Annotated in this window: 18 protein-coding genes; 7 read left to right on the forward strand and 11 right to left on the reverse strand. The window is 74.0% G+C overall.

Features of this window, described 5'->3' with window-relative positions:
- The first annotated feature begins 21 nt into the window (after positions 1–21).
- Both ACIBQ6_RS05200 and ACIBQ6_RS05205 read left to right on the forward strand, forming a co-directional pair.
- Complete coding sequence (locus tag ACIBQ6_RS05200) at positions 22–3,315, forward strand: S8 family serine peptidase (RefSeq protein ID WP_397210341.1); 3,294 nt, start codon at positions 22–24, stop codon at positions 3,313–3,315.
- A gap of 172 nt (positions 3,316–3,487) precedes the next feature.
- Positions 3,488–3,766, forward strand: coding sequence for a hypothetical protein (locus tag ACIBQ6_RS05205; RefSeq protein ID WP_397210342.1), 279 nt, complete (start codon positions 3,488–3,490; stop codon positions 3,764–3,766).
- A 19-nt stretch (positions 3,767–3,785) separates the two neighbouring features.
- Here ACIBQ6_RS05205 and ACIBQ6_RS05210 read toward each other — a convergent pair whose 3' ends face one another.
- Positions 3,786–4,127: an Lsr2 family protein gene (locus tag ACIBQ6_RS05210; protein WP_352330153.1), complete on the reverse strand. Its 342-nt coding sequence runs from the start codon at positions 4,125–4,127 to the stop codon at positions 3,786–3,788.
- Positions 4,128–4,658: 531 nt separating this feature from the next.
- Positions 4,659–5,519: a hypothetical protein gene (locus tag ACIBQ6_RS05215; RefSeq protein WP_397210343.1), complete on the reverse strand. Its 861-nt coding sequence runs from the start codon at positions 5,517–5,519 to the stop codon at positions 4,659–4,661.
- An 84-nt stretch (positions 5,520–5,603) separates the two neighbouring features.
- Between ACIBQ6_RS05215 and ACIBQ6_RS05220 the strand changes: the two genes are divergently transcribed.
- On the forward strand, positions 5,604–6,335 hold the full coding sequence (locus ACIBQ6_RS05220; protein ID WP_397210344.1) for an ankyrin repeat domain-containing protein: 732 nt from the start codon (positions 5,604–5,606) through the stop codon (positions 6,333–6,335).
- A 42-nt stretch (positions 6,336–6,377) separates the two neighbouring features.
- Here ACIBQ6_RS05220 and ACIBQ6_RS05225 read toward each other — a convergent pair whose 3' ends face one another.
- The 3 genes from ACIBQ6_RS05225 to ACIBQ6_RS05235 form a co-directional block, all read right to left on the reverse strand.
- Entirely contained in the window at positions 6,378–7,592 is a 1,215-nt protein-coding gene (locus ACIBQ6_RS05225; RefSeq protein ID WP_397210345.1) for an RNA polymerase sigma factor, read from the reverse strand.
- Positions 7,589–7,924: a YciI family protein gene (locus ACIBQ6_RS05230; protein WP_358301365.1), complete on the reverse strand. Its 336-nt coding sequence runs from the start codon at positions 7,922–7,924 to the stop codon at positions 7,589–7,591. Before ACIBQ6_RS05230 ends, ACIBQ6_RS05225 begins: the two co-directional genes overlap by 4 nt.
- Before the next feature lie 99 nt (positions 7,925–8,023).
- Entirely contained in the window at positions 8,024–8,452 is a 429-nt protein-coding gene (locus ACIBQ6_RS05235) for an ATP-binding protein (RefSeq protein WP_397210346.1), read from the reverse strand.
- A 188-nt stretch (positions 8,453–8,640) separates the two neighbouring features.
- Here ACIBQ6_RS05235 and ACIBQ6_RS05240 point away from each other — a divergent pair, with 188 nt between their 5' ends.
- A complete protein-coding gene (locus ACIBQ6_RS05240; RefSeq protein ID WP_397210347.1) occupies positions 8,641–8,982 on the forward strand; it encodes a hypothetical protein in 342 nt (113 codons plus the stop codon).
- Positions 8,983–9,050: 68 nt separating this feature from the next.
- On the opposite strand, the gene ACIBQ6_RS05245 is transcribed toward ACIBQ6_RS05240, so the two are convergent.
- The 3 genes from ACIBQ6_RS05245 to ACIBQ6_RS05255 form a co-directional block, all read right to left on the reverse strand.
- Complete coding sequence (locus ACIBQ6_RS05245; RefSeq protein ID WP_358301360.1) at positions 9,051–9,368, reverse strand: transcriptional regulator; 318 nt, start codon at positions 9,366–9,368, stop codon at positions 9,051–9,053.
- Complete coding sequence (locus ACIBQ6_RS05250; protein WP_397210348.1) at positions 9,358–9,789, reverse strand: hypothetical protein; 432 nt, start codon at positions 9,787–9,789, stop codon at positions 9,358–9,360. Before ACIBQ6_RS05250 ends, ACIBQ6_RS05245 begins: the two co-directional genes overlap by 11 nt.
- A gap of 141 nt (positions 9,790–9,930) precedes the next feature.
- Positions 9,931–10,500: a cupin domain-containing protein gene (locus ACIBQ6_RS05255; RefSeq protein ID WP_387669628.1), complete on the reverse strand. Its 570-nt coding sequence runs from the start codon at positions 10,498–10,500 to the stop codon at positions 9,931–9,933.
- Between the two features lie 47 nt (positions 10,501–10,547).
- Between ACIBQ6_RS05255 and ACIBQ6_RS05260 the strand changes: the two genes are divergently transcribed.
- Both ACIBQ6_RS05260 and ACIBQ6_RS05265 read left to right on the forward strand, forming a co-directional pair.
- The gene (locus ACIBQ6_RS05260; RefSeq protein WP_397210349.1) at positions 10,548–11,420 is read left to right on the forward strand and encodes a class I SAM-dependent methyltransferase; all 873 of its coding nucleotides are present in this window, start codon (positions 10,548–10,550) and stop codon (positions 11,418–11,420) included.
- The gene (locus tag ACIBQ6_RS05265) at positions 11,417–12,592 is read left to right on the forward strand and encodes an acyltransferase (RefSeq protein ID WP_358301352.1); all 1,176 of its coding nucleotides are present in this window, start codon (positions 11,417–11,419) and stop codon (positions 12,590–12,592) included. Before ACIBQ6_RS05260 ends, ACIBQ6_RS05265 begins: the two co-directional genes overlap by 4 nt.
- A gap of 6 nt (positions 12,593–12,598) precedes the next feature.
- On the opposite strand, the gene ACIBQ6_RS05270 is transcribed toward ACIBQ6_RS05265, so the two are convergent.
- Positions 12,599–13,552, reverse strand: coding sequence for a zinc-binding alcohol dehydrogenase family protein (locus ACIBQ6_RS05270; RefSeq protein WP_397210351.1), 954 nt, complete (start codon positions 13,550–13,552; stop codon positions 12,599–12,601).
- Between the two features lie 78 nt (positions 13,553–13,630).
- Here ACIBQ6_RS05270 and ACIBQ6_RS05275 point away from each other — a divergent pair, with 78 nt between their 5' ends.
- A complete protein-coding gene (locus ACIBQ6_RS05275) occupies positions 13,631–14,224 on the forward strand; it encodes a TetR/AcrR family transcriptional regulator (RefSeq protein WP_397210352.1) in 594 nt (197 codons plus the stop codon).
- 42 nt (positions 14,225–14,266) lie between these two features.
- Here the strand turns inward: ACIBQ6_RS05275 and ACIBQ6_RS05280 are convergent, their stop codons facing one another.
- Complete coding sequence (locus ACIBQ6_RS05280; protein WP_397210353.1) at positions 14,267–16,528, reverse strand: SpoIIE family protein phosphatase; 2,262 nt, start codon at positions 16,526–16,528, stop codon at positions 14,267–14,269.
- 19 nt (positions 16,529–16,547) lie between these two features.
- Positions 16,548–19,405, reverse strand: a 2,858-nt coding sequence (locus ACIBQ6_RS05285; protein WP_397210354.1) for a response regulator, incomplete at its 5' end; no start/stop codon positions are given.

Below are 19,405 nucleotides of genomic sequence, written 5' to 3' on the forward strand. Positions count from 1 at the left end.
TTCTCATCCCGTTTACGCCGGTTGACATCGTTAGCCGTCGGGCTCGGCGTCGTGCTGACCATGAGCCCGGCCGTGGCGCGGGCCACGCCGGCCCCGCCCGGCAAATGGCGGTCGGTGCCGCTCACCGGCGCCGAGGTGGTCGAGGGCGCCAAGTCCCCCACCGGCAAGCTCGCCAAGAGCGACGCCGCGCTGCTGAAGGTCACCTCGCCCGCGCCGGTCAACGTCATGGTCAAGCTGGACTACGACTCGCTGGCCGCCTACCAGGGCGGGCTGGCCGGGCTGCCGGCCACCAGCCCCGCCGTCACCGGCAAGGCCCTCGACACCAGAAGCGCCGAGGCCAGGAAGTACGGCACCCACATCCAGGACGTCGAGAACGCCTTCCTCGGCGAGCTGGCCAAGAAGGTCCCCGGAGCCGTCGTCGGCCAGCGCGTCAGGACCGTCTACGGCGGCATCGCCCTGCGCGTCCCGGGCAACAAGGTGGCCGACGTGCTGCGGCTGCCCGGCGCGGTCGCCGTCCAGGAGGACAAGCCGCAGCAGCTGCTGACCGACTCCAGCCCCGAGTTCATCGGCGCCGACACCATCTACGGCAAGCTCGGCGGCAGCTCCTCCGCGGGCAAGGGCGTGATCGTCGGCGTGCTCGACACCGGCGCCTGGCCCGAGCACCCGTCCTTCGCCGCCGCCCCCGGCCTGCCCGCCCCCGGACCCACCAAGGACGGCACGCCGCGCGTGTGCAACTTCGGCGACAACCCGCTGACCCCCGCCAGCGACCCGTTCACCTGCAACAACAAGCTGATCGGCGGCCAGCCGTTCATGGAGACCTACAACGCCGTCTACGGCGGCGAGGTCTACGGCGACAGCGCCCGCGACTCCAACGGGCACGGCACGCACACCGCCAGCACCTCCGCGGGCGGCCCGGTCGCCGACGCCAACCCGCTGGGCATCAGCCGCGGCCCGATCCACGGCATCGCCCCAGCCGCCGAGGTGTCGGTCTACAAGGTGTGCGGCGCGCAGGGCTGCTTCCCCTCCGACTCGGCGCAGGCCGTGGCGCGGGCCGTCCTGGACGGCGTCCGCGTGATCAACTTCTCGGTCTCCGGCGGCAGCGACCCCTACAGCGACCCGGTCGAGCTGGCCTTCCTCGACGCCTACGCGGCCGGCGTGCTGGTCTCGGCCTCGGCCGGCAACTCCGGGCCCGGCGCCGGCACCACCGACCACCGCGGCCCCTGGGTGACCACGGTGGCCGCCTCCTCGCAGTCCAGGACGTTCCAGTCCACGGTCACGCTGTCCGGCGGCGGCGCCACGGCGACGATCAAGGGCGCGTCCATCACCGCGGGCCTGGCCTCGCCGCTGCCCGTCGTGCTGGCCTCGGCGCCGCCGTACTCGCGCGCCGCGTGCGACGTCCCGGCCCCTCCCGGGCTGTTCACCGGGAAGATCGTCGCCTGTGAGCGCACCCCCAACCGCGTGCTGAAGAGCTTCAACGTCAGGCAGGGCGGCGCGGCCGGGATGATCCTCTACAACGCCTTCCCGTTCGACGTCTTCACCGACGCCCACTGGCTGCCGTCGGTGCACGTGGACAAGCCCGAGGCCGACACCCTGCTGGCCTTCCTGGCCGCCCACCCCGGCGCCACCGCCTCCTTCACGCAGGGCGCCAAGTCCACCTGGCAGGGCGATGCGATGGCGCACTTCTCCTCGCGCGGCCCCGGCGGCGACTTCCTCAAGCCGGACGTCACCGCGCCCGGCCAGCACATCATGGCGGGCATGACGCCGACCCCCGAGTCGCCGCTGGAAGGCCCGCCCGGCAACCTCTACCAGGTCATCTCCGGCACCTCGATGTCCGCGCCGCACGTCACCGGCTCGGCGGCGCTGGTCTTCGCCCTGCACCCCACCTGGACGCCCGGCCAGGTCAAGTCGGCCCTGGAGACCACGGCGAAGACCGCGGTCACCAAGCAGGACAGGACCACCCAGGCCGACCCGTTCGACATGGGCGGCGGGCGCATCGACCTGACCAAGGCCGGTGACCCCGGACTGACCCTGGACCAGGACGCCGCCGGCTTCGTCGCCTCGGCCACCGACCCGCTCAACCGGATCGACCTCAACCTGCCCTCGGTGAACGCGCCCACCATGCCCGGCGTCATCACCGCCAAGCGCACCGTCACCAACACCACCGGCTCGTCGCTCACCTTCACCGCCTCCGGCACCACCGTGAGCGGAGCCGCCGTCGCCGTGCTGCCGCCGCTGTTCACCGTCGCGCCCGGCAAGAGCGCCAAGCTGAGCATCGTCGTCACCGCGCCGGAACTGCCCGACGGCCAGTACTTCGGCCAGGTCAACCTCAAGCAGGTCGGCGGCTCGCGCGCGCTGCACCTGCCGGTGGCGTTCTACCGCAAGCAGGGCGCGGTGCCGGTCGAGCAGACCTGCGCCCCGGACACCATCGCCAGGAACACCGGCGAGTCCACCTGCACCGTCACCGTGCGCAACACCACGTACGAGGACGCCGAGGTGACCGCGCTCAGCACCCTGGACGCCCGCCTGCGCCTCAACGGCGTCACGGGCGCGACCAAGGTCGGCACCCAGGTCGCCACCACCAAGGCGACGCTGGCCGCCACCCAGCCCGCCCGGCCGGCGATCGCGCCCGGCGCCGGACCGGCCGGCTACATCCCGCTGGACGCCTTCGGCGTCACGCCCACCCCGATCGGCGACGAGCAGGCGCTCAACTTCACCGTGCCCGCCTTCCAGTTCGCCGGACGCAGCTACACCCGGCTCGGCGTCACCTCCGACGGCTACAGCGTCGCGGGCGGGGCCACCGGCGACGACGTCTCACCGACGCCGCAGACGCTGCCCGACCCGGCGCGGCCCAACGGCGTGCTCGCTCCCTACTGGACCGACCTGGACGGCACCGCCGCGCCGGGCGTCCTGGCCACGATCCTGACCGACGGGGTCAACGACTGGCTGGTGGTGGAGTGGCGGCTGAACCTCTACGGCACCACCGACCTGAAGGTCTTCCAGCAGTGGATCGGGCTCAACGGCGTGGAGGACGTCAGCTACGCCTACGACCCGGGCAACCTGCCCGGCTCGCCGCCCGCCGGTTACGGCCTGACGGTCGGCGCCGAGAACGCCGAGGGCACCGCCGGCGCCCAGATCTCCGGGCCGCCCACCCAGGATCTGGTCGTCACCAGCACGCCGGGGGCGCCCGGCGGCAGCCTGACGTACTCGATGAAGGTCAAGGGGGTCAGCGCGGGGGTCGGCAAGATCACGACCGCCACCTCGACCCCGCAGGTCAAGGGCATCACCGTCGAGGTGGACAAGATCACCGTCCAGTGACCCGCCGGTGGCCGCGGGCGGCGCACCCGCCCGCGGTCACCGCGGCACGGCTTCCGGCCGGGGCAGTACAGGCCGGCGCCAAGTCCGTCACAGGTCGTTCCCAGGTCTCTCCGCCGAGGGCGTTCGCCGAGCATGGAAGCCGTCACCCGGACCGCTCTGACAGGAGACGGACATGCCGACTTCCACCACCGCTGTCCCCGCCGGACGGGCGCTCGGCCCGGTACTGCTCGGCGGGGTCGGCGTCCTGCTCGCCATGGACGTGATCGGCGCCCTCATGGCGGTCGCCGGGGTGCTGGCCTTCGTGTCGGGGTTCTACGACGGCGGTTACGCCGCCGAGCTCACAGCCGGGCAGCGGGTCTACCAGATCGCCCTGGTCTCGGCGCACCTCGCGGTGGCCGTCGTGGCGGCGCTCAGGCTGGCCGGACTGCTCCGCCGGCCCGCGCGCTCCTGACGTCGTCCTGGTGGGCGTCCTAGTGGGCGGCCTCGTACTTCTCGACCACCGAGGCGGCGATGCGGCCGCGCTCGCTGACGGGCAGGCCGTTGGCCTTGGCCCACTGCCGGATCTCCGAAGACTTCTCCCGGCTCAACGCGCGGCTGCCGGTGACGGCCGCCCGGCGCCCGCGCCCACCGCGATCCACGCGAACAGGACGGGCCTTCACGATGAAGGGCGCCAGTGCTTTCCGCAGCGCGTCCGCCTTCTCCTCATGAAGGTCAATCTCGTAGCTGCTGCCATCGAGTGCAAAGACGACGGTCTCATGAGCCTCCCCACCGTCTACATCGTCGATGAGAATCTCTTGAATCTGCTTAGCCATGGTGGCACTCCATGCTCGATACGGTTGTTGCGTACTGTAGCGCCCTTCAGTAGCGTGCGGGCAACTTAGCTCGGCCCGGCGCCGGTGAACGCGGAGAACTCGCCGGGCACACCGCCTGTCAAACGCATTTCAAACGCGGCCGGAACCGCGCGTGCCCGGGGTGTCACGGCGGCCGCCTCGCGTATCTCACCTGGGAATGCCCGGGTCATGTTCCAGGTCGCGGGGCGGGCGGGCGGTCGCGGCGGACGCGGGGCCGCCCGGCGCGCGCACGCGGACGGCGCAGCCGCGGGAAGGCGGCGGCCACGGCGGCGCGCATCTTATCGAAGATGAATTCAAAGGTGTGCTTCAATGTGTCCGCGCCGCTCCCGCGTGCGCGCCGCCGTCGCTTCCCGGCTTCGGCACACGGTTTTCCGGCGCCCCGCGAGCTGTGCGCCGGCGGGGCCCTATGGCGTCAACTCCGGGCAAGGCGTAGAAGTGCAAGTGCGAATGCGACGGGCCCGGCCGTCTTCCGCCCTTTTGTTTCTGACCGATTTATCGGGCGGGGCGGCCGAACCACTCCGTGACGCGGCGGAGGGCGGCGTCCGGGCCGTCGAGGTCGAGCAGGAGCTCGGGGGCGGCGAGCGCGGCCACCTCCTCGAAGGCGTCCTGATGACAGGTCAGCCGCCAGCCGGGCCAGCGCTCGGCCGGCCGCGACGGGGGCAGCGAGCAGTCCAGCGACCACCAGTCGAGCGTGCGGGCGGCGGCGTCGAGGTGCACGCCGTTCCAGGGGACGGCCTCCAGCGCCGCGAAGGGCGTCGCCAGCTCCTGGGGGCTCAGCAGGGCGGCGGGGCCGGCGAGCAGCACGCGGGCCAGGCCGGTGCCCCACCAGCCGGCGAACGACAGCCTCCCGGTGGTGTCCCGTACGGCCACGAGGGTGTCGGCGACCACCGACAGGTCGTCGTCCTCCGCCGGGCCCTGACCCCATTGCGGCGGCAGCGGCGCCGGTGGGTCGTCGAGGCCGGCGACGGTGTCGTAGCCGAGCCCGAGGTGCTCCATGACCTCGTGGAGGCCGCGGGCCGCCCACTTCACCGTCCAGCCGGGCCACCGCGCGGCGAGCAGGCCCAGCCACGCCCGGATCTCCGGCACGGACGTGCGCCACACGGGCCCGCGGATCTCCAGGGAGCAGTGGACCAGCAGCAGGCGGCGGGACACGTCCAGCACGGCCACGGCCTGCCAGCGCACCGCGTCGCCCCAGCCGAGGGCGTGGCCGTGCTCCTGCTCCCGCACGAAGGCGGCCAGCCGGTCGGGGCCGCGCAGCAGGTCGCCGTAGAAGGTGCCCGCGCCGCCCCGGCGTGACCAGACCCGATGGCCGCCCGCGTCGACGATCACGTAGTGCGCGTGCTCGGTGCCCATGCCGCCCAACCTAGCCCGCGCCCGGCCGGGACGGTCTCCGGCTGATCCGTGGCGGGACGGGCCGGGGCTCGTGACAATGGGTGCATGCGCTACCTGGATGCGGCGGACCCGCTGGCGGTGTCGGCGGCGGCGGCCGTGCGGCTCGGCGACCTCGACGGCGTACGGCGTCTGCTGTCCGGACATGCCGGGCTGGCCCGCGTCCGGCTGGGCGAGGCGGGCGGGGTGTCCCGGACCCTCCTGCACGTCCTCACCGACTGGCCGGGCCACGTGCCGGGCGGCCCCGCCCTGGTACGGGAGCTGGTGGCGGCCGGGGCCGAGGTGGACGCCCGCTTCGCCGGCCCGCACGCCGAGACGCCGCTGATGTGGGCTGCGAGCTGCGACGACGTCCCCGTGCTCGACGCACTGCTGGACGCCGGGGCCGACGTCGAGGCCACCGGCGCGGTGATCGGCGGCGGCACGGCGCTGTCGGACGCGTGCGCCTTCGCCCAGTGGGACGCCGCCCGCCGCCTCGTCGAGCGCGGCGCGTCCGCCCGGTTGTGGGAGGCCGCGGCCCTCGGGCTCATGGACCGGATCGCGGCGGCGTTCGAGGCCGGGACGCCGTCGCGGGCGGAGGTGACGCAGGGGTTGTGGGCGGCCTGCCACGGCGGGCAGTCGCAGGCGGCGGCGTTCCTCCTGGAGCGCGGCGGCGACCTCGGCTGGGTGGGCTACGACGAGCTGACCCCGCTGGACGCCGCCCGCCGCGCCGGCGCCGACGACCTGGCGACCTGGCTCACGGCACGCGGCGCCCGCCCCGGCCCCCGGCACTCCGCCGACTGACCCCCGCCGGCACGCCCCGGCACCCCGCCGGCGGGTCCCCGCTCAGGCTCCCGTGCCGCGCGCGGTCTCGGTGGCGCGGGTGAGGAGGGCACGGCGCTCCTGGTCGCTGTGGGCGACGGCGGCGGCCCGCCGGAACAGCGCCGCCGCGCGGGCCGGGTCGCCGTCGCGGGCGGTGAGGTCGGCCTCGGCGGCGATGGCCAGCGGATGGCCGTCGAGCTCGGCGCGGGAGCGCTCCAGCAGCGCGAGCCCGGCCCGCGGCCCGTGGGCGTACCCGTGCGCGACGGCCCGGTTCAGCTCCACCACGGGCGTGGGGTGGAGCAGGGCCAGCTCGTCGTAGCAGCGGGCGATCCGCGACCAGTCGGTGCCGGGCAGCGAGGACGCCGTGGCGTGGCAGGCGGCGATGCGGGCCTGGAGCCCGTACGGGCCGCCGCCCTCGACCGCGGCCAGCAGGGCGAGCGCCTCGCCGATCGCGGCCCGGTCCCAGCGGGAGCGGTCCTGCCGGTCGAGGGGCACCAGGTCGCCGGCGGCGTCGCGGCGGGCGTCCCGGCGGGAGTGCTGCAGGAGGAACAGCGCCAGCAGCGCCGTCACCTCCTCCTGCTCCGGCATGAGCCGCCGCAGCAGCCGCGCCAGCCGGATCGCCTCCTCGGCGAACGCGGGCTCGCCGCCGGCGTCGTACCCCTGCGTGAACAGCAGATAGAGGACGGCCAGCACCCCGGGCAGCCGCTCGGCCAGCGCCGTCCCCTGCGGCACCCGGTACGGGATGCCCGCCTCGGCGATCTTCCGCTTCGCCCTGGTCAGCCGCCGGGTCATCGCCGACTCGGTGACGAGGAAGGCGCGGGCGAGGTCGGCCGTGGGCACGCCGCAGATCGTCCGCAACGTCAGCGCCACCCGCGACTCCAGGGCCAGCGCCGGATGGCAGCACGTGAAGACGAGCCGCAGCCGGTCGTCCACGACCTCCTCCTCCCGCCCGTCCCCGGGCCCGTCCTGGACGGTCAGGGCCAGCGCCGCCACCTCGGCCAGCTTGCGGCGCTCGATCGAGACGCGGCGCAGCGCGTCGATCGCGCGGTTGCGCGCCACCGTCATGAGCCAGCCGCCCGGGTTGGACGGCACGCCCTCCTCCGGCCACCGCCGCACGGCCAGCGCCAGCGCCTCCTGGGCGCAGTCCTCGGCGAGGGTCCAGTCGCCGGTGACCCGGATGAGGGCGGCGACGATCCGCGGGTACGCCTCCGCCGCCGCCTCCTCCAGGTGCCGTCTCACTGCTCGAAGTCGGCGAACGGCCGCAGCTCCAGCCGTCCGTGCCTGGCCATCGGGTGGCTGCGGGCGACCTCGACCGCCTCGTCGAGGTCGGCGCATTCGAGCAGGTCGAAGCCCACGATCACCTCTTTGGTCTCGGCGAACGGCCCGTCGGACAGGACCAGCTCGCCGCGGCGCACCCGCACGGTGGTCGCGGCCGACTCCGGCGCCAGCACCGCGCCGCGCACCCGCCGCCCGCGGGCGTCGTTCTCGGCCACCCACGCCTCGACGTCGGGCAGGTTCTCCTGGTCGGTGTCGGGCTCGGTGTCGGTGCAGACGAACATCATGTACTTCATCTCGTGCTCCTCGGTCGGACGGCGTCTCACCATGGTGACGAACGGGACCGACGGAACCGGACGTCGTCCGCCGAGATTTCTTTCGCGGAGAGAGAAGGGTCAGGCCGGCACGGCGCGGCGCGCGTCCAGGCGGCCGGCCCCGCGACGGGCCCGCAGGTCGAGGGTCAGCAGCGAGCCGAGCCCGGTCTGCTCCAGGACGACCTCGTCGCAGAGCTGCTGGATGACCCACAGGCCGTACCCGTGGGAGGCGGTCGGGTCGAGGCGGGCCGAGGCCAGGTGCTCGTGGGTGAGCCGGCCGGCGACGTCGAGGATCTCGACGACCACGCCGTCGGCGCCGCCGCGGGAGGTCACCATGCCCGTCCGGCCGCCGTGGTCCAGCACGTTGGTGACCGCCTCGTTGACCGCCACCACCAGGTCCTCCAGCCGGTCGGCGGGCAGCCCGCAGTGGCGGCCGTGGACGCGGATCAGGTCCCTGATGAGGGCAAGGTCAGTGCTGATGGGGCACTGGAGCTCGAACTGAAGGGTCATGATCGTCTCGCGTGGCGGGGTCGGATGGGGTGGCGGGCCAGTCTCCAGCTTTCCCGCCGGCGGCCACTCAAACGTGTACCGCCGCCGTTCGCAAGTCGGCGGCATGAGGGACGCAGGACCGGGTAGCGCCATGAGTGCAGAAACTTCCGGCACGCCCACGGTCCCCAGACGAACCCGGAGGCTGACGAATGCGGCATGGCGACGGCGACCAGAGCACGGGCATCGACCATCGCAAGGGGAGCGGCCAGATCGCGGGAAGCGGCGGGCTGGGCAGGGCCGCGCTGTGGCCGGCCTCGGTGCTGACCGCGGCGGTGACCGCCGACCTGCTGCGGCGCCGGCTCGCGCCAGCCCGGCTGCGGCTGGCGGAGGCCGCGAGCGAGCTGCTCGAACGTACGGGTGTGCGGCCGGCCAGGCCGCGCCTCACCGACCGGGAGCGGCTGGACCGCCAGTTGCTGACCTGGCGCCAGGCCCACCCGGAGACCCCGTGGCCCACCGGCCGCATGGGCCCGGCCGGGACCGGCGGCGGCTGACCGGGCTCCCGTCAAGAATCTGCGGGCGCCCAGAACAGCCGGGCCCCGTAGGTCTGCGCGAGCCTGGGTCAGGTGGGGTCGGCGGCGCTCCGGCGGGCCGTCTCGGCGATCGCCTGGAGCGCGTCGAGGTGCCCGGCCAGTGCGCGGCGGCCCTCCTGGGTCAGCGAGAGCCACGTGCGGGGGCGCTTGCCGACGTAACCCTTGCGCACGTGCACGTAGCCGGCCTCCTGCAGGGCGGAGACGATCCGGCTGACGCTGGCGTCGGAGATCTCGGCGTAGTCGCGGACCGCGGCGAACTCCGCCTCCAGCGCGCCCGACAGGAACGCCATGACGGTCAGCCGGGTGGGATGCTGGATGACCTCGTCCAGCCGGGGGTCAGCGGGCATGGCCGTCCAGTGCCGTGACGGTCCACAGCGCCGCCCCGCCGAGCACGGCGGCGCACAGCGCGCCCACGCCCTGCCCGAACGGGATGGCGGCGAGCCAGCCCAGAGCGTAGACGGTGGCGGGGCCGAGCTGGTTCATCAACCGACGGGGGAGCGGGCCGCCCGGCATGGTGATGACCCCGCCGCGGCTGATCACCGCCGCGTGCACGGCCAGGAAGGCCAGCAGAACCGCCATGCCCGCCACCAGCACCGCGCCGTGCTCCGGCCAGGGCCCGCTCACCAGCCCGACACCGACCGCGAACAGCAGCCCGCGCGCCGGGGCGAACCAGCCGGGGGCGGCCGGCCGCGAACGGGCCGCCGCCCGCGCCGCCTCGGCCGCCTGCAACGCCTGACGGGCGGCGTGGGCGTCACCGTGATCGCGCATGGGACCTCCTCGGCAGAAGTACTTTCACCGTAGCATCTACTTTTGCCTCGCAAAAGTAAATCAGCCGGTTCCCCGACGGTCGGACGCCGGTATGTGCGACGTTCGCACGGTGAGTGCGTCTGCGCCTGACGGCCGCCGCGCCTACGCCTGGCCCGCGTGCAGGTGGGAGCGCTCGCCGTCGTGGTCGAAGATGGTGAGCAGCTCCACGGGCCCGTCGTGGGCGCCGACGGCGTGCGGGGTCATGGTCGAGAACTCGGCGGCGTCGCCCGCCGGCACCAGGACGGTCCGCTCGCCCAGCACCAGGCGGGCCGTCCCGGACAGGACGGTGAACCACTCGCGCCCGGGATGCGCCTGCGGTTCGAGCGGCCGGTCGGGGGTGATGCGCATCTTGGCCACCGTGACGCCGTGCAGCGAACGTTCCCGGGACAGCAGCCACACGGTCATCCCCGGGTGGTCGCAGGGCAGCGGCCGGATCACCACGTCGTCGTCCTCGGTGGACTCGACGAGCTGGTCGAGCGTCGTGCCGAGGGCCCGCGCGATGGGGACGAGCTGGTCGAGGGCGATCCGGCGGTGGCCGGTCTCGATGCGGCTCAGGTTGGACGGGCTCAGCCGGCATCGCGCGGCCAGGGCGTCGAGCGACCACCCTCGGGCCAGCCGCAGGCCGCGGATGCGCCGCCGGACCACGGCGTCCAGGTCGACTTCTTGCGTCATAGGCAAGAGTGTATGCCGCACGCGCAGGAGCCCCCTACGGTGAAGCCATGGAAGGACATCACCACCACGAACATCACCATGGCGACGAATCGGCCCTGGCGGACCTGCTCGACCTGGACGCCGAAGTGCTCGGGCCGTTCCTGGACGAGCTGACCGCCTGGGTCGGCGAGCAGGCCGACCGCACCCCGCGCACGGTCGCCGACCTGGGCGCCGGCACCGGAACCGGCACGCTGGCCCTGGCCCGGCGGTTCCCCGCCGCCGACATCGTCGCGGTCGACCGCTCGCCGCTCATGCTCGACCGCCTGCGCGCGGCGGCGCGCGGCCAGGGGCTGGGGGAGCGGGTGCGCCTGCTCCAGACCGACCTGGACGCGGCCCTGCCGCCGCTCGGCGCGCCGGACCTGGTGTGGGCGGCGGCGTCGCTGCACCACGTCGAGGACCCGGCGCGCCTGCTCCGCGAGGTGCACGCCGCGCTGCCCCCCGGCGGGCTGCTGGCGGTCGTCGAGATGGACGGCATGCCGCGCCTGCTGTCCGACGAGGCCGGGGCGGCGCTGGAGGCGCGCTGCCGGGAGGCGCTGGCGGGCAGCGGTCCTGACCCGTACCCGGACTGGGGGCCGGTCCTGGCGGCGGCCGGGTTCGAGGTGGCCGCGCGGCGCGACTTCCCGGTCGAGGTGCGTCCGGCGCCGCCGGGGGCCGTCCGCTACGCGCGGGCGGTGCTGAGCGGCTACCGGTCGCGGCTCGCCGGGCACCTGGCCGCCGCCGACCTGGCCGCCCTCGACCGGCTGCTCTCCGCCGACTCGCCGGAGTCCCTCCGCCACCGCGAGCTCGTCGTGCGCGGCACCCGGACCGCCTGGGCGGCCCGCCGTCCTGCCCCTGGGGGAGCCCGGGTGTTGCCGGCGGGACCGATACGTTGGGATGCGTGACGACTGCTCCCTTTGGCACCCCCCAGGTCGTTCGTCCGGAGGCGTCCAGGCTCGCCTGGCTGGACGCCCTGCGCGGCATCGGCGCGCTCGCCGTCGTCGGCGAGCACCTGACCACCTGGGCCATGCCCTGGCTGCGCCCGACCTTCTTCAACCTGGGCGTGTACGGCGTCCTGGTGTTCTTCCTGGTCAGCGGCTACATCATCCCGTCGTCACTGGAACGGCACGGCGACGTGCGGGCCTTCTGGATCGGCCGCGCCTTCCGCCTCTACCCGCTCTACCTGGCCGTCATCGCCGTGGTCCTGGCCCTGTCCTGGTGGATCCCGGTACGCGCCGAGGTGCCCAGGGACGCCTCCTCGGCCGCGGCGCACGCCACGATGCTGCTGGACGTCGTCGGCGTCGCCGGGGTGATGAACACGATGTGGACGCTCTCCTACGAGATGGTCTTCTACCTGATGGTCACCGCCCTGTTCGTGACCGGCGTCCGGGACCGGCGCGGCCTGGTCGCCGTCGCGTTCGGGGTGACCGCGGTCGTGGCGGGCCTCGCGCTGAGCGCGGCGCCGCTGACCGGCGGCTGGTTGTCGTGGATGTCGTTCGCGGTGTTCGCCGCCGGGTTGGCCGGCGTCGTCTCCGGCCGGCTGCGCACCGTGGCGGCGTGCGCGCTCGGCGTCATGGCCCTGGCCCTGCTGCTGCTGAGCAGCCGCGTCCCGTGGTTCGGCGCGGCGATCCTCGCGGTCATGTTCACCGGCACGGCGATCCGCCGGTGGGAGAGCGGCCAGGGCTCCCTGTGGCCGGTGGCCCTGGCCGCCTCGCTGGTGACGGTCGCCCCCGTCTGGGCGCTCAGCGCCGGGTGGTGGTGGGTGCAGCCGGACGTGTGGGGCACGACCGTCGTCCTGGCCGGGCTCACGTTCGCGGCCGGTCTGGCCTGGCGGGCCCGCCGGGTGCCCGCCGTGCTCACCTGGCTCGGGCTGATGAGCTACTCCCTCTACCTGGTGCACCTGCCGGTGCTCCTCGTGGTGATGGAGGTGGCGGGGGAGATGCGCTGGTCGCCGCTGCCTCTGCAGATCGGCGTCAGCGTGCTCTTCCTGGCTCTCGTGCTGCCGGGCAGCCGGCTGACCTACCGTTTCCTCGAACGTCCGATGCAGCGGCTCGGCCGCCGCCTGACCGCCTCCTAGGAGCTCCTACCGGCGCGGGTCGAGCACGAGCTTGCCGGTCGTACGCCGTTCCCTGAGCTCCGCGTGCACCTGCCGCACCTCCGACATCGGACGGTCCCCGCCCACGACCACCCGCAGCTCGCCCGCGATCACCTGCGCCGCCATCTCCGCGTACGCCCCGGCCAGGACGGCGGGCCGCTGGAAGGCGTTGAGCAGCCAGAAGCCGCTGACGGTGGCCGAGCGGGGCTGGAGCGCGCGCGGCGAGACCGGCTGCGGCTCCACCCCGCCCGCCATCCCGTAGAAGGCCAGCCGGCCGAACGGCGCCAGCGCGGCCAGGCTCTGGTCGGTGACCCGGCCGCCGGTCATCTCCAGGACCACGTCCACGGGCTCGCCGCCGTTGGCCGCGCGCAGCGCCGCGGTGAGGTCGTCGGCGGCCGGGTCGACGGCGGCGTCCGCGCCCAGCGACAGGGCGAGCTCCCGCTTGGCGGGCGTGCTCGCCGAGGCGATCACCCGGCCCGCGCCCGCCGCCTTGGCGAGCTGCACCGCCAGCGAGCCGACGCCGCCCGCCGCCGCGTGCACGACCACGCTCTCCCCGGCCTGGACCCGGCCGGTGTGGCGGACCAGCCACCACGCGGTCAGCCCCTGGGCCAGCAGGGCCACCGCCGCGACGTCGTCGAGCTCCTCGGGCACCGGGAAGGCGGACGCCTCCGGGATCGCGGCCTTCTCGGCGTACCCGCCGCGCTCCAGCATGGCGGCCAGGCGGCGGCCGTCGGCGGTCCTGCCGACCACCTCGCCGCCCGGGACGACCGGCAGCGTGGTCGCGGCCAGGTAGGCGTTCTCGCGCATCAGCGTGTCGGCGAAGTTCACGCCGCAGCGCGAGACGTCCACGACGACCTGGCCGGGGCCGGGCCGCGGCTCGTCCACCTCCCGCACCCGCACGACCTCGGGACCGCCGAACTCGGTGATCTGCACGGCTCGCATGACAACTCCAATGAAATCCAGTTTCAAATGGTACTGAGTACCATAAGGGACGCCGTCCATGACCGCTAGACTGGGCCCGTGACCGAGCCCTCCCTGCGCGCCCGCAAGCGACAGCGAGCCCGCGACGAGATCATCGAGGCCGCCTACCGGCTCTTCGCCGAGCGCGGCTACGACGAGGTGACGGTCGCCGACATCGCCGAGCGCGCCGAGGTGGGCCGCACCACGTTCTTCCGCTACTTCGGCGACAAGCAGGAGGTCGTCTTCGCGGGGGAGCACGACTGGCTCGACGGCCTGGCCGCCCACCACCGCGAGCTGCGCGGCGACCGTCCGCCCGGCCTGCCCGAGGCGCTCGCCCAGGTGCGCGAGCTCACCCTCGCCCTGTGCGCCAGGGCCACCCTCGACCCCGGCCGCTACGTCCTGCGCGAACGGCTGATCGCCGATCATCCCGAGCTCGGCGACCGCACGGCGCGCAAGCAGCGCCGCTTCGCCGAGACGATGACCGAGGTCCTGCGCGAGCACGGCGCCACCCCCGAGACGGCGGCCCTGGCCCCGCAGCTCGCGCTGGCCTGCTACACCGCCGGCCGCGCCGTCGCCGGCGACGACCCGGCGGCGCTGGCCCCGAGCGTGGCCGCGGCCTTCGACCGGCTCGGCCTCCTCCCGCCCGCCGCCTGACCCGCCGCCTGACCCGGCGCCCGGCCCCTTCGCACGCCCGGCTCAGCGCACGTGCACGCCGATCAGGCAGGTGTCGTCGTCGGTGTCGGAGTTGCAGTGGGTGAGCAGGTCGTCGAGCCGGTGGTCGAGGGTCGCGGCGGTCCGCGAGGCGACGGCCAGCAGCCGGTCCTGGGCGTGGCGCAGGTTGTGGTCGCGCCGCTCGATCAGGCCGTCGGTGTAGAGCAGCAGCGTGTCGTCGGCCTCCAGCTGCAGGCGCCCTTCCTCGTAGACGGCGTCGGCGAACGCGCCGAGCAGCGGCCCCTTGACCATCGGCAGCTCCGTGCCCTGGGCGCCGCGCAGCAGGATCGGCGGCAGGTGCCCGGCCCTGGCCCAGCGCAGGACGCGGGTGGCGGGGTCGTACAGGCCGCAGATCGCGGTCGCCGTCATGCGGTCGGCCAGGTGCCGGGCGACCAGGTTGAGCCAGCTCAGCAGCCGGGCCGGGCCCGCCCCGGTGGCGGCCAGGCCGCGCAGCGCGTTGCGCAGCACCACCATGCCCGTGGCGGCCTCGACGCCGTGCCCGGCCACGTCGCCCACCGACAGCAGGATGCACTCCGACGGCAGCACGACCGCGTCGTACCAGTCGCCGCCGACCAGGTCCTCCTTCTGCGCCGGACGATAGCGGACCGAGATGCGCAGCCCGAAGGAGTCCATGCGGCCGTGCGCGGGCGGCATGATGGCGTGCTGGAGCTGGAGGGCCAGGCGGTTACGGGCGGCGGACTGCCGTTCGGTGTGGGCCAGCCGGTCGCGGGTCACGGCCAGCGCGACCTCCGTCCAGTGCTGGGGCGAGACGTCCTGGTAGGCCCCCCGCAGCCCGGCCAGCCGGCCGTCGGGGGCGAACACCGGCTCGGCCACCACGCGCAGATGGCGGGCCACCCCGTCGGGACGTTCGAGCCGGAACGCCGTCGCGGCCGGCCGCCGGTGATGCAGCACCGTGCGCAGGAAGAGGCCCACGGCCACCTCGTCGTCGCGGTGCACGTGGTCGCGCAGGCGCTCCAGCGGGACCGGCCGGGCGTCCGGCGGCAGGCCGTACAGGGAGAACATCTGGGCGTTCCACATGATCTCGCCGGTGAGCGCGTTCTCCTCGAAGCCGCCGATCCGGCCCAGACGCTGGGCGTGCTCAAGCAGGCGGGCCTGGTCGTCGTGGTCGCGCCGGACGAGCAGCACGCTCCCGCCGTGGCGGGTGATGCTCACCTCGGCCGTGGAGGCGGCGGTGAAGGGCATGTCGGCGGCGCGGAACGGCTCGCCGGTGGCGTGCACGTGCTCGATCCTGGCCAGCAGCTCCCCGGCCGCGAACGGGTACGCCTCCAGCAGCAGCCCGCCCGCCCGCACCGCCGACGACCCGTTGGCGTGGTGGACGCGGAAGTCGGCGATGTGCCCCTGCGAGTCGAGGTGCGGCACCAGGACGAGCGCCGGGTCGGACATGGAGTCGGCCAGGGCGGCCAGCTCGGCCAGGGCGGCGCCGGCGCGCGCGGGCGGCCCGGGGGAGTTCAGGGTCAGGGCGCACAGGTCGGCCAGCGCCTCGATCTGCCGTTCCATCCTGGGCGTGGGCTCGGGACAGTCGCCCGGCCAGCAGATCTCCAGGACGCCGAGCACCCGTCCGCCCAGCCGGGCCAGCGCGGTGACGCGGCCGCCGGTCAGCTGGTGGCGGCCGATCGAGGGCGGCCCCTGCGTGGTGTGCCACAGGGTGCGGCGTTCGATCAGCGTGCTGGTGGCCGGCGTGACCAGGCCCGGCGGGACCTGCCGCCAGAGCCCGGCCTCCTCGGCGCTGAAGCCCGCGTACCCGGCCAGCGTCAGCGACGTGTCCGGGCCGGCCGCCCACACCGCGACCGCCGTCGCGCCGATCGGCAGCAGGGCCGTCTCCAGCACGGCGTGGGCCGCCGCCTGCACGTCCGTGGCGCCGAGCGCGGCGCTCTCGGCCGTGCGCAGCCGCACCGCGGCCGCCGCGTGCCCGGCGGACGGCTCCGGACCGCCGTCGAGCCCGGCGGCGCCGGTCAGGGACGCGTCGGCGATGGGGTCGTCGGCGGCCCGGTTGACGACGTCGGCCGCCAGCTCGGCCAGCGGCCGCCCGGTCCTGGCCGCGAGCGTGGCGAGCTGGTCGGCGGCCTGCGCAGGGGCGCAGCGCAGGCGTTCGACAAGGATGCCCTTCGCCAGCTCGACCAGCGCGCGGTCGTCGGCGGCGCGGCGGACCTCGTGCAGCTCGGCGCGCAGGCGTTCGACGGTCGCGGCCAGCTTGGCCAGGCCCGTCTCCTCGGCTGAACTCCCCATGGCGCGACTCCTCACCGGGTCAGGCCGGATCCATCCAGTGCTGGATGCGTTCGATCAGCTGGTCGGCGTCGACCGGTTTGGTCACGTGGTCGCTGGCCCCGGCCGCCAGCGACTTCTCCTGGTCGCCCGGCATGGCCTTGGCCGTGACCGCGATGATCGGCAGGTCGGCGTAGCCGGGCATGCCGCGGATCGTCTCGATCGCCGTGTAGCCATCCATCTCGGGCATCATCACGTCCATCAGGATCAGGTCCGTCTCGGGGTGGGCCGTGAGGGTGTCGATGCCCTTGCGGCCGTTCTCGGCGTGCAGCACGTCGATGCCGTGGATCTCCAGCATGCTGGTCAGCGCGAACAGGTTGCGCGCGTCGTCGTCCACGACCAGGACCGTGCGCCCGGACAGCGTGTCGTCGATCTCCCGGCCCGACGCCGCCCCCACCGTCCGGGACCTGACCAGCGGCAGCACGTCGCCGGGCTGGTCGGCGGTCAGGTGCAGGGCGATGCGCTCGCGCAGCTCGTCGAGGCTGGACAGCAGCTCCAGCGGCCGGTCGCCGACGCGCGCGTCCCGCGACGGGCCGGAGCGCCAGTTGTCGTAGGCCAGCACCGGCACGCCGCGCAGCCGCGGGTCGCCGTCCATGGCCTCCAGCAGGCCGTGGGCGGTCCGGTCGGGCAGGTCGAGGTCGAGCACGACGCAGTGGCACGGCTCGGCGGCCAGCAGGTTCGCCGCCTCCTCCGCGCCCCTCGCCTCGACCACCTGGACGGTCCCGCCGAGCGGGTCGGGCGCCCCGGCCAGGCCGCTCACCACGCTCTCGGTCACCAGCGACAGCAGCCCGTGCGGGCGTTCCTCGATCACCAGCAGCCGCCGCGGCTGACCGGCCGCCGGCAGCGCGTGCCCTTCGGCGCCGGGCTGGGCGACCGGCAGGTACAGGGTGAACACGCTGCCCTGGCCCGGCGTGCTGCGGACGGTGATCGCACCGCCGAGCAGGTAGGCGATCTCGCGGCTGATGGACAGGCCGAGGCCGGTGCCGCCGTACTTGCGGCTGGTGGTGCCGTCGGCCTGCTGGAACGCGCCGAAGATGGCTTCGAGCTGCTGCTCGGGGATGCCGATGCCGGTGTCCATGACGCGCAGCGCGATGGCGGGGGCGTGCGGGCGCACCGCGGCGGGCAGCTCGCCGTGCGCGGCCGGTTCGATGCGCAGCTCGACGCCGCCGGTCTCGGTGAACTTGACCGCGTTCGACAGCAGGTTGCGCAGCACCTGACGCAGCCGCGAGTCGTCGGTGAGCAGGTCGGCGGGCACGCCCGGCCCGGTGGTGATCCGGAAGTCGAGGCTCTTCTGCGACGTCATCGGCCGGAACGTGGCCTCGACATAGTCCAGCAGCTGCCGCAACGGCACCCATTCGGGGTTGATGTCCATCTTGCCCGCCTCGACCTTGGACAGGTCGAGGATGTCGTTGATCAGCTGGAGCAGGTCCGAGCCGGCGGAATGGATGATCCCGGCGTACTCGACCTGCTTGGGCGTCAGGTTGCGCGTGTGGTTCTGAGCCAGCAGCTGGGCCAGGATGAGCAGCGAGTTGAGCGGGGTGCGCAGCTCGTGGCTCATGTTCGCCAGGAACTCGCTCTTGTACGTCGAGGCCAGCGTCAGCTGGTGGGCGCGGTCCTCCAGCTCCTGCCTGGCCTGCTCGATCTCCAGGTTCTTGGTCTCGATGTCCTGGTTCTGGCGGGCCAGCAGCGTGGCCTTCTCCTCCAGCTCGGCGTTGGAGCGCTGGAGCTCCTCCTGCTGCTGCTGCAGCTCCTCCGACCGGGCCTGCAGCTCGACGGCCAGTCGCTGGGACTCCTTGAGCAGCTCGTCGGTGCGGGCGTTGGCCACGATCGTGTTGAGGTTGACCCCGATGGTCTCCATGAGCTGGTCGAGGAAGGCCCGGTGGACCGGCGTGAACGCCTGCACCGAGGCCAGCTCGATCACGCCGAGAACCTGCTCCTCGACCACGATCGGCAGCACGATCACCGAGCTCGGATCGGTCCTGCCGAGCCCCGAGGAGATCGTGATGTAGCCGGGCGGGACGTCGGCCATCGTGATCGTCCTGCGGCTGCGGGCGGCCTGGCCGACCAGCGCCTCGCCGAGCCGGAACCTCGTGGGCCTGCCCGGGTCGGCCGGGTAGCCGTAGGCGCTGATGAGCTGGAGCTCGTTCTCCTCGGCCGAGAAGAACGCGCCGTACTGGGCGCCGACGAGCGGGGCCAGCTCGTTCATCACCAGCTCGGCGACGGCCGCCAGGTCACGGTGGCCCTGCATCAGCCCCGACATGCGGGCCAGGTTGGACTTGAGCCAGTCCTTCTCCTCGTTGGCGCTGGTCGTCTCGCGCAGCGACTTGACCATCGAGTTGATGTTGTCCTTCAGGTCGGCCAGCTCGCCCTCGGCGTCGACCGTGATCGACCGGGTCAGGTCGCCGGAGGTGACCGCGCTGGTGACCTCGGCGATGGCGCGCACCTGCCGGGTCAGGTTGGCGGCCAGCTCGTTGACGTTCTCCGTCAGCCGCTTCCAGGTGCCGGAGACGCCCTCGACCTCGGCCTGGCCGCCCAGCCTGCCCTCCCGGCCGACCTCGCGGGCCACGCGGGTGACCTCGGCGGCGAACGAGGACAGCTGGTCCACCATCGTGTTGATGGTGGTCTTCAGCTCCAGGATCTCGCCGCGGGCATCCACGTCGATCTTCCTGGTCAGGTCGCCCTTGGCCACCGCCGTGGTGACCTGGGCGATGCTGCGCACCTGGTTGGTCAGGTTGTCGGCCATCGAGTTGACGTTGTCGGTGAGGTCCTTCCAGGTGCCCGACACGCCCCGGACCGTGGCCTGGCCGCCCAGATTGCCCTCGGTGCCCACCTCACGCGCCA

Source organism: Nonomuraea sp. NPDC049655 (genome assembly GCF_044465465.1).
Lineage (GTDB): Bacteria > Actinomycetota > Actinomycetes > Streptosporangiales > Streptosporangiaceae > Nonomuraea.

Bases quoted from the DNA above. Each gene is read 5' to 3' on its own strand.
- ACIBQ6_RS05205 (WP_397210342.1), top strand. From the start codon at position 3,488: ATGCCGACTTCCACCACCGCTGTCCCCGCCGGACGGGCGCTCGGCCCG.
- ACIBQ6_RS05210 (WP_352330153.1), bottom strand. From the start codon at position 4,127: ATGGCTAAGCAGATTCAAGAGATTCTCATCGACGATGTAGACGGTGGG.
- ACIBQ6_RS05215 (WP_397210343.1), bottom strand. From the start codon at position 5,519: ATGGGCACCGAGCACGCGCACTACGTGATCGTCGACGCGGGCGGCCAT.
- ACIBQ6_RS05220 (WP_397210344.1), top strand. From the start codon at position 5,604: ATGCGCTACCTGGATGCGGCGGACCCGCTGGCGGTGTCGGCGGCGGCG.
- ACIBQ6_RS05230 (WP_358301365.1), bottom strand. From the start codon at position 7,924: ATGAAGTACATGATGTTCGTCTGCACCGACACCGAGCCCGACACCGAC.
- ACIBQ6_RS05235 (WP_397210346.1), bottom strand. From the start codon at position 8,452: ATGACCCTTCAGTTCGAGCTCCAGTGCCCCATCAGCACTGACCTTGCC.
- ACIBQ6_RS05240 (WP_397210347.1), top strand. From the start codon at position 8,641: ATGCGGCATGGCGACGGCGACCAGAGCACGGGCATCGACCATCGCAAG.
- ACIBQ6_RS05245 (WP_358301360.1), bottom strand. From the start codon at position 9,368: ATGCCCGCTGACCCCCGGCTGGACGAGGTCATCCAGCATCCCACCCGG.
- ACIBQ6_RS05250 (WP_397210348.1), bottom strand. From the start codon at position 9,789: ATGCGCGATCACGGTGACGCCCACGCCGCCCGTCAGGCGTTGCAGGCG.
- ACIBQ6_RS05255 (WP_387669628.1), bottom strand. From the start codon at position 10,500: ATGACGCAAGAAGTCGACCTGGACGCCGTGGTCCGGCGGCGCATCCGC.
- ACIBQ6_RS05260 (WP_397210349.1), top strand. From the start codon at position 10,548: ATGGAAGGACATCACCACCACGAACATCACCATGGCGACGAATCGGCC.
- ACIBQ6_RS05270 (WP_397210351.1), bottom strand. From the start codon at position 13,552: ATGCGAGCCGTGCAGATCACCGAGTTCGGCGGTCCCGAGGTCGTGCGG.
- ACIBQ6_RS05280 (WP_397210353.1), bottom strand. From the start codon at position 16,528: ATGGGGAGTTCAGCCGAGGAGACGGGCCTGGCCAAGCTGGCCGCGACC.